This window comes from Variovorax sp. P5_A3, from assembly GCF_056400665.1.
In genome coordinates this window covers 1-8,238 of the sequence record NZ_JBFUKW010000054.1, presented here as the reverse complement: position 1 = coordinate 8,238, position 8,238 = coordinate 1, and the positions used below count along the sequence as shown (strand labels likewise).

8 protein-coding genes are annotated in these 8,238 nt (G+C 61.7%); 5 read left to right on the top strand and 3 right to left on the bottom strand.

Annotation, left to right across the window (positions count from 1 at the left end; genetic code table 11):
• The first annotated feature begins 239 nt into the window (after positions 1 to 239).
• Positions 240 to 470, top strand: a complete 231-nt coding sequence (locus AC1D3B_RS35930) for a DUF7661 family protein (RefSeq protein ID WP_478195435.1) — start codon at positions 240 to 242, stop codon at positions 468 to 470.
• A 179-nt stretch (positions 471 to 649) separates the two neighbouring features.
• On the opposite strand, the gene AC1D3B_RS35925 is transcribed toward AC1D3B_RS35930, so the two are convergent.
• Entirely contained in the window at positions 650 to 2,065 is a 1,416-nt protein-coding gene (locus AC1D3B_RS35925) for a transposase (RefSeq protein ID WP_478195434.1), read from the bottom strand.
• A 435-nt stretch (positions 2,066 to 2,500) separates the two neighbouring features.
• Between AC1D3B_RS35925 and AC1D3B_RS35920 the strand changes: the two genes are divergently transcribed.
• Positions 2,501 to 3,601 (top strand): hypothetical protein, encoded by a 1,101-nt coding sequence (locus AC1D3B_RS35920; protein WP_478195433.1) that lies wholly within the window; start codon positions 2,501 to 2,503, stop codon positions 3,599 to 3,601.
• 814 nt (positions 3,602 to 4,415) lie between these two features.
• Complete coding sequence (locus tag AC1D3B_RS35915; RefSeq protein ID WP_478195432.1) at positions 4,416 to 4,703, top strand: hypothetical protein; 288 nt, start codon at positions 4,416 to 4,418, stop codon at positions 4,701 to 4,703.
• On the opposite strand, the gene AC1D3B_RS35910 is transcribed toward AC1D3B_RS35915, so the two are convergent.
• Both AC1D3B_RS35910 and AC1D3B_RS35905 read right to left on the bottom strand, forming a co-directional pair.
• The gene (locus AC1D3B_RS35910; RefSeq protein ID WP_478195431.1) at positions 4,696 to 4,941 is read right to left on the bottom strand and encodes a hypothetical protein; all 246 of its coding nucleotides are present in this window, start codon (positions 4,939 to 4,941) and stop codon (positions 4,696 to 4,698) included. The two genes, AC1D3B_RS35915 and AC1D3B_RS35910, sit on opposite strands and share 8 nt — an antisense overlap.
• Positions 4,934 to 5,074, bottom strand: a complete 141-nt coding sequence (locus tag AC1D3B_RS35905) for a hypothetical protein (protein WP_478195430.1) — start codon at positions 5,072 to 5,074, stop codon at positions 4,934 to 4,936. The genes AC1D3B_RS35910 and AC1D3B_RS35905 overlap by 8 nt, the downstream gene beginning before the upstream one ends.
• Positions 5,075 to 5,354: 280 nt before the next feature.
• Between AC1D3B_RS35905 and AC1D3B_RS35900 the strand changes: the two genes are divergently transcribed.
• Both AC1D3B_RS35900 and AC1D3B_RS35895 read left to right on the top strand, forming a co-directional pair.
• Positions 5,355 to 5,612, top strand: a complete 258-nt coding sequence (locus tag AC1D3B_RS35900) for an SWIB/MDM2 domain-containing protein (RefSeq protein ID WP_478195429.1) — start codon at positions 5,355 to 5,357, stop codon at positions 5,610 to 5,612.
• 974 nt (positions 5,613 to 6,586) lie between these two features.
• Positions 6,587 to 8,020 (top strand): DUF1254 domain-containing protein, encoded by a 1,434-nt coding sequence (locus AC1D3B_RS35895; RefSeq protein ID WP_478195428.1) that lies wholly within the window; start codon positions 6,587 to 6,589, stop codon positions 8,018 to 8,020.
• Positions 8,021 to 8,238 lie beyond the last annotated feature (218 nt).

Here is an 8,238-nt window from a genome sequence, read left to right as displayed (position 1 = left end):
CTTCGCCTGGACTGCGTCGCGAACCGACAAGGGCTCCGAAGTCTCTACGAGGACTTTGGTTTTGTCCTGCATAGCGTCGTTCAAAAGGGCACCACTTCATTTGCGCGGTATGAACTTTCGACGGCAAGATGACGGCCGGCAAGCGGCCAAGACCGGAAGTTCCTCATGCCCCTTCAGTTTTCCCCAACAGCGCCCCGTGGGGCGCCGCCCGCTCGGGCTACAGACGGCCGGGAGTCGAGATGACGCAGTACGTGTTCAATGTTTTCGGCCGAATCTTGGCCATCGAAAGAGTTGAAGGCCGCTGGAACAGCTACTGGACGGGGATAGACGGGAAACGACGGAAGGCGGAGCTCGCGATTCCGTCTGACGTCGCCCATGAAGAACTCTCGCAGTACCTGTATGACATCTACCACGAGAGCGCGACGCCGACGAATGGCGATGTCTTCGAAGTCGTTTCCAAGCAGGTCTAGCGCTACGGCCAGCCATCCACCTGGCGGACCGCGGCACGGCGCCGACCGGCTACAGTCGGCCAATTCTGTTGAAAAACTCGTCTCGAACGCTGGGCCGCTCGCGATACGTGGCACTAGCTTTTTGGGGTTTCGAGTTGGTCAGCAGGATCGAATCGTTCGCGAAGCTCCTGCGGGCGTTTTCACGCCGTCCTGAAGTGCATTGCTTGTACGCTTGGCATCAGTCGCTTCGCCATGCGTCTGAGGTTCTGAGCGGTTGCCGCCAACAAGAATTCGTCATGTGCACCGCTCAATCCTCGTAGACGCAGCCGATCGAGTTTGAGAATGCGCTTGAGGTGCGCAAAGAGCATCTCGACTTTCTTTCGATCGCGCCGTGACTGCTTGTACTGCGGCGTGTCGGCGAGCTCCCGAGCGACATCCCGTGATCGCTCATGCACGCTGCGGGTGATCCTTCGGCTGAGCATGTTGGGGCAGCACTGTTGCTTCATTGGGCATGCCATACAGTCATGCTGACTCGCGCTGTAGCGGACCGTTCCTGCCTTGGTGATATGCGTGCGCGGCTTGGTGAACTGGCGGCGATCACTTAGCAGTGCGTGGCCTTGCGGGCAGCGATATTCGTTGGCTTGCTCATCCCAGCGGAACTCACTGCTCGACAGCGTACCGTCTTTGCGCTCGCTCCTGTCCCACACCGGTACATGCGGCGTGATGCCCTTGTCCTCGACCATCCATCCGAGCATCGGGCCTGTTCCATACGCTGTATCGCCAACCAGGCGATGGGGCTTCATGCCGAAGCGTTCCTCCACGCGATCAATCATCGTCTTGGTCGATTCCACTTCAGATGTGCGGTGCGCGGGCGTCGCCTCAACGTCCACGATGATTCCTGCCTGCAAGTCGATCAGGTAGTTTGTTGAGTAGGCGTAGAAGGCGGGGCCGCCTGGAGCGGCCGTCCATTGCGCTGCCGGATCGGTCAGCGAGATGTTCCTGTCGGAGGTCGAGGGTCCCGGCGGGTCATCGGAATCGTCAACCGTCGGATTGCTCTCTTCCAAGGCCGCCAGGTATTCGCGTACAGCGCGGCTTGGCCCATCGCCCTTGCTCCACTCGGTGGTGTCGGCCCCCACGCCACCGCGACCGCGTTTGGCGTCCGCCTTGATGATGCTGGCATCCACCGCAAATCCTTCACCACGTACAAGGCCTTCGCTCATGCAGCGCCGCAGCACACTCTCGAAGACGTGGCGCAATGCGTCGCTATCGCGAAAGCGCCCGTGCCGATTCTTGGAGAAAGTCGAATGGTCGGGGACTGCGTCCTCCAGGTCAAGCCGACAGAACCATCGATAGGCCAGGTTCAAGTGAATCTCTTCGCAGAGCCGACGCTCGGAACGAATTCCGAAGCAGTAGCCCACGACCAGCATGCGCATCATCAATTCGGGATCGATTGATGGCCGTCCAGTGTGACTATAGAAAGGCGCGAGATGGTGGCGCAAATCGCTGAGATCAAAGACCCGATCGATGCCCCTTAGCAGGTGACTTCGCGGAACATGATCGTCAAGGTTGAACGAGTAGAAGAGCTTGTCTTGCACGCCCCCTTGATGACCCATCATGTCGATGCACTCCTCGGTGAGATGCCTCCAACATAGTCGAGACGGAGCAAATTTCCAGGGAGTTTTTCAACAGAATTGGCCAGGACCGGTCGTTCGCTTCGCTCCCTCAGTTGATTCGTGGGTTCAGTCATTGGGTGATTTTTGCCGCTGCACGGGGTCTCACTCGCGTGCATGGTCGCGCGCATCGGTCGCTTTCTGAGCCGCGCGCTAGGCACCGGCAACCCCCACCCTCTTACCCTGCTTGGCCGCTGCGTTTGCGACGCTATTGGCCTATTTGCAACTTCAATGGCCGCGAAGGAAAGCGACCCTGGAGCAAGGCAAAGGCGATCGACGATCCGCACGGCGGCGGGGCCGCGAATTGTCATCGGCGCGTCACCGAGTGAACCCCAAGATGCGCCCCGGCGATTCCGCCGGCTTGTTCAAGGAGAACACCCGATGATCCGCTCGCTGCTTCGACGCCTGCACAGCTCCGCCACGCGGCTAGGCGCAGGACTGATGACCCTCGGCCTGGTCGCCTGCATTCCGCTGCCGGCCCACGCCGACCAGGGGGAGGCGAACGCAGCATATGCGATTGGACTCTGGGGCGACCTTCCCTACTCCCCCGCTCAGGAAGCGGTCGGGTTGCCCAACCTGCTGGCCGACATGAACGCGCAGAAGCTGACGTTCACGGTGCACGACGGCGACCTCAAGCAGGGCTCGGGTAGCCTGTGCGACGATGCCCTTTTCCACCGGGCCGTGGGCTGGTTCAATACGCTGCAGGGCGCGGTCATGTTCACGCCGGGAGACAACGACTGGACCGATTGCGACCGGCCGGCCAACGGCGGCTTCAACTCCCGCGAGCGGCTCGACCGCGAACGCCAGGTGTTCTTTTCCACGCCGCTCTCAATGGGCCGCGATCCGATCGTGCAGGAAGTCCAGACCGAAGCCCTGTGCCTCGGCCAGGCCGGGGCCGTGCCCTGCGTCGAGAACCGACGCTGGAAAGTGGGCAGGGTCACTTACGTCACGCTGAACCTTCCAGGCTCCTGCAACAATCTGTGCGACACGGCCCCGGATCCTGCGGAATTCGAGGCGCGCAATGCGGCCAACATCCGGTGGCTGCGCGAGTCCTTCGCGGCGGCGGCGCAATCGGGCTCGGTGGCGCTCATGATCGTTGCCCAGGCCAACCCTGGCTGGGACAAGAGCGACCCCACGCGTGCACCGGTGCGGGACCCGCTGACGCTGGAGCAGACCGACGGTGCGCCCGACGGCTACAAGGAATACCTTCTGGCCCTGCGCGAACAGGTGATCGCGTTCCGGCGCCCGGTGGCGTATGTGCACGGCGATTCGCACTACTTCCGCATCGACAAGCCCTTCCTCGACGCCCGCGGCCGTCGGCTCGAGAACTTCACCCGCGTCGAGACTTTCGGCGACAACGCGGCCAACGGCAACAACGACGTCCAGTGGCTGAAGGTCTTCGTGGACCCGAAGAGCCGCGATGTCTTCTCGTACCACCCGATGATCGTGCCCGGCAACCGCGAAGCCGTGCCTGCGCCCTGAGCCGCGGGGCGCGCAACGGGCGCGCCATCGCCTGCAGCACTGTCGTAGCGCGCCGCCACGGCTGACGCGCAAAGCAGCAGGGTGAAACGAATCGTCTCTTGATTTGCCAAGCGCCGAAGACATGACCTAAGCTTCGTCCCCCCGAGGAGAACGCGATGCCTATGCCCTCTACGTCCCGGCACCTATACGCCTTGGTCACGCTCGTCGGCGATCTCCGGGCTCGCTACGGTTCGGACGAAGAGCTGGTCACGCAAATCGACTCTGAAGTCGCGACCCGTGAGGCTTGCGAGCTGGAACGGCAGGCTTGGCTCGCTACGCATGGCACGCCCGTTTCGAGCGCCGATCGCAAGAAAATCCTCCAGCCTGAGCGAGCCGGTTCCCGGCCTTGCGGAGCCGCCGACAAGCAAGCTTGAAATCCAACCGCGGTTGCAAGCGGCGTTGGGTCTTGTAATCGTTCCTTCACCGTCGCACTTCACAATTCAGCCTGACAGTCGGCAGGCGCTGGTAGAGGTTGCTTCGGCGCTCGCCCGGACCGCGGATACTCCTTTTCGCGCGCGCCCACAACGCCTTCGTACATTTCCCTCGTGCCGAGTTCAGACCGAAGTGGGTGCGCTCGTCGGGCCGACCGAAAGGCGTGAAAGTGACGAATCCCGCGCGCTTAAACGCAATGGTCCCGCGATCGCGCCCTGCAGTAGCCGCTTTCCCCATCAACGGGGGTCATCATGATTGCATCGATGCGATGAATACCTTTGCCGGATGCTTGAGGCGGGCAACTTCACCAAGCCAGGCGCGCTAACCCGCCGGGGTCCTCTCCATGACCGACCATCTCAGAACGATCGCCGTGACAGTCGAGGAATCGGAGCCCGGTGTCTTCCACTGGGTGTTGATCGAGAGCATCGACGATCCCACTGGTTTTACGGTGCTCTTTGGCAGCGCCGAGGTGTTCGGCAACTGGGAGGACGCGCTCGACGGTGGGGTCACAACTCTGAAGAGCCTGGTTGCCGATCGCACCATTGGGCCGAGACTGATCGGCGAGGTTGAACCCGAAGAAGATCCAGAGCCAGTCGGTCGCAGAATGCGTCGGACGATGAGATTTAATTAGCGATCGTTCTGTTTAGGCGATTCAGCACCGGTCCCCTCGGCAGGTTGGCGAGCGGCGGTGCGGTTTCCAGCATCCGCCGCAGCCACGTCGGCGATGCCGGCAAGCCCGCGTCGGCGCGGTCCGCGAACGCCGACGAGCTGCCGATGCTGCCGAGCGCGGCCAGGGTGACGGTGACCGCCAATACCGTCCCGGCCGCGGCGCGTGTCCGCGCGCGAGCAGGTTGCCGGCCTTCATTCATCGAGGCTCAACCCTTCGCGCCAGCGCAACAGATGGCGCTCCAGCAGTGCGAGCAGATAGTTCAGCAGAAGGCCCACACCCGCGATGAAGAAGTCGGAAATCGTCTGGTCGGAGATGACACTGGCTGCATTCATCCGTCGCCCCGATGATGTCGTGCCTGGCACGACCATGCGCTTCAACGGGTGGTCGTATGGGGACAAGAAGGTTGCCGACTTGTTCGCATTTTTGAGGACGTTCCCGCCGACCCATTGAGTAAGGGCTGAGCCGGCTTGCGGCCAACATCGGACCTTCATGCCTGCCTTCCAATTGCTAAGCACTGACCGACGGACATGACCCCCAACCGCGGTTCGGAGCCGCGCCCATCAAAACCATTTGAGGGGCGTTTGTAGAATTCACCGCTTTGCCGAGACAAACATGACCACTGCCAAGAAGCAAACGGCGTTCACGCGCCCCCTGACACCCAGCGTCGAGCTCGCAGCCGTCATTGGCACCACACCCCAGCCTCGAACCGAGGTCACCAAGCTGCTGTGGGACTACATCAAGCTGAACAACCTCCAAAACCCAGCGAACAAGCGCAATATCCTTTGTGATGCCAAGCTTCAAGCGGTAATGGGCAGGCCCGAGGTGACGATGTTCGAAATGTCGGGTCTTGTTGGGAAACACCTGTCCTGAAGAGCGTCGCCGCACGCACGCAGCCGGCTCCGGCCGGCCATCACCGGAAATCCCACCGGAGGGCAGAATTCGGCATGCAATCGAAGCAGCTTCTCGCGCAGAACGTCGAGTTCGGCAACGCCGGCAGTCTGGACACCAATGGAACCGGCTGGTTTGTCGGGTTCAGCGATTGAACCAAGAGCCCGCCGGCCCACCTTCGTCATCTCCCGGCCGAAGAGCTTGCCGCTGGTCTGTGCGTCAAGTGGTTCTCCCATCCGGAGGGGAATCCGAACGGCGAAGCGAAGCCGTTGAGCGAGGGGCGCACGATGTCGGTCCTGGTGAGCCCAGCCAGCGAATTCAGGATTGAGTTTTCGATGGGCGCGGAGTTCGCGCCGCAGGACACCCTGTCGCGCACCCTGCGCCGCCACGGTGACTTCATCATAGGGGGCCCAGGCGTGTTTCATCGTGCCTTTGGCCTCCAGCCGGCATGCATACTCACAGTTCGATGGTCCACGCCGCGGTAGGCGGCAGGCGGTACAGCCGTCAGCGGCCAGAAGCGGTCGCACGACCATGCCTCAGAAAAAGGGCGTGTGCACACTATCCATGACGCCGACCACAATCGGGCCACCCCCACGAGCGCATACTCGCCAACCAAATGCCGACCGAACCGTACGTCATTGTCTACAGGACTCCCGATGCGTTTGAAGTTGGCGTGCGGCTGGAGCAGCCGACCTTCAGCGATGAAGCGGAAATCGGCCGCCTCCACAATTTTGAGGAGACTTCGGCCGCGGCCACGTGTGTCGCAGGAGCGAGTCAGTTAGTCGCGGCAGCTGCTGTGGCAGGATGCCAAGACCGGTTCTTCCAACAGACGGTCCAATGAGCATGATCAGTCGGTGACGGATAGGCACTGGCGCCCTGATTGCCAACGTAATACGATCCGCTCGGTTTCTTGAGCAGCAATCGGGCCACATTTCCAACAACGAAGAGGAAGTCCCATGACAGTGAAATCATTCGCCCTGTCGATAGGTACAGGACTGATTGCCGCGACGCTGGCCATGACCTCTGTCACGGCTGCGGCCGCCGGCAAGGTCTCAGCCAAGGAAGCTCAGCAAATCGCCGTCGACGCCTATGTCTACGGCTATTCGCTCCTCACGACCGATGTCACGCGCATCCAGATGAGCAATGTGTCCAAGGCCGAAGGCCTGACATCGCCGCTCGGGCAGTTCACCAACATCCCGCGATACCCTCCGGCCGACTATCGCGCCGTCTCCGCGCCGAACGCCGACACCCTGTATTCGCTCGCCTGGGTCGACGTCTCCGAACCGATGGTGTTCAGCCACCCCGACATGGGCAAGCGCTTCTACCTTTTCGAGATGACCGACCTGTGGATGAAGGACTTCGACACCCCGGGCACGCGCAATGCGGGCGAGAAGGCAGCCAACTATCTGCTGACCGGGCCGGGCTGGCACGGCAAGGTGCCGGCCGGCATGAAGCAGATCAAGTCCGAGACCCGTTACATGGTGATCCTCGGACGCACCTATGCCGATGGCAGCGATGCCGACTACAAGACAGTCAACGAGCTTCAAGCACAGTACAAGCTGACGCCGCTGTCGTCCTGGGGCAAGCCCTTCACTTACCAAGCCCCCGCAGTGGACACCACCACGGGCTACGATATGAAGGCCAAGCCGCAGGAAGTCATCAACGCGATGGACACCTCGGCCTACTTCAACAAGATGGCGTCGCTGATGTGCAAGGACGCGCCGCCGGCTCCGCAAGACAAGGCGATCCTGGCACGGATGGCCAAGCTGGGGATCGAGCCCTGCAAGCCCTTCGACCTGAGCAAGCTCGACCCTGAGGTGCAGGCCGCGATCAAGGACACAGGCAAGCAAGGCTTCGCCCGTATCGAGGCGAACCAGGAGATGCTGGGGCGCAAGGCCAACGGCTGGACCATCACGACCGGCCTTGGCGTCTATGGCACCGATTATCTGAAGCGCGCAATCGTGGCCGCCTTCGGCTGGCCGGCGAACCTGCAGGAAGACGCCGTGTATCCGTACACTTTCGTCGACGCGGACGGTGCGAAACTGACCGGCGACAACAAGTACGCATTGACTTTCCCGAAGGGCCAGACGCCGCCGGTCAACGGGTTCTGGTCGATCACGATGTACATGATCGACGGCGGCTGGTGGTTCGTACCCAACCCGCTGAACAAGTTCACGGTCAGCATGCGCGACAAGCCCACCTTCAATCCGGATGGCTCGCTCACGCTGTACTTTCAGAACGAGTCGCCGGGCAAGGACAAGGAAGCCAACTGGCTGCCCGCGCCGAAGGGTGAGTTCATTCCGATGCTGCGCATGTACTGGCCCAAGCCCGGAACACTTTCAATCTTGAACAAGACCTGGGTGCCTCCGGGGGTCAAGAAGGTCAGTTGAAGCTGAGGCCCGCTGATGCGGGCTTTTTTTATTGGCTCTTTGAACGCCCGCTTCGGAACAGATCGAAAGAGGTCGCGTCCCATTCCGTGGTGTAGCTCCCCAGCCCGGAGAAGGCTGAGCTGCACGGTACTCAGCGAGACAGCGGACAGCCGAGTGGGTGCAGTGTCGCTCAGGGTCTGCAAGCCTTCAAGCTGCATGTATCGCCGGTTGAGCGACCA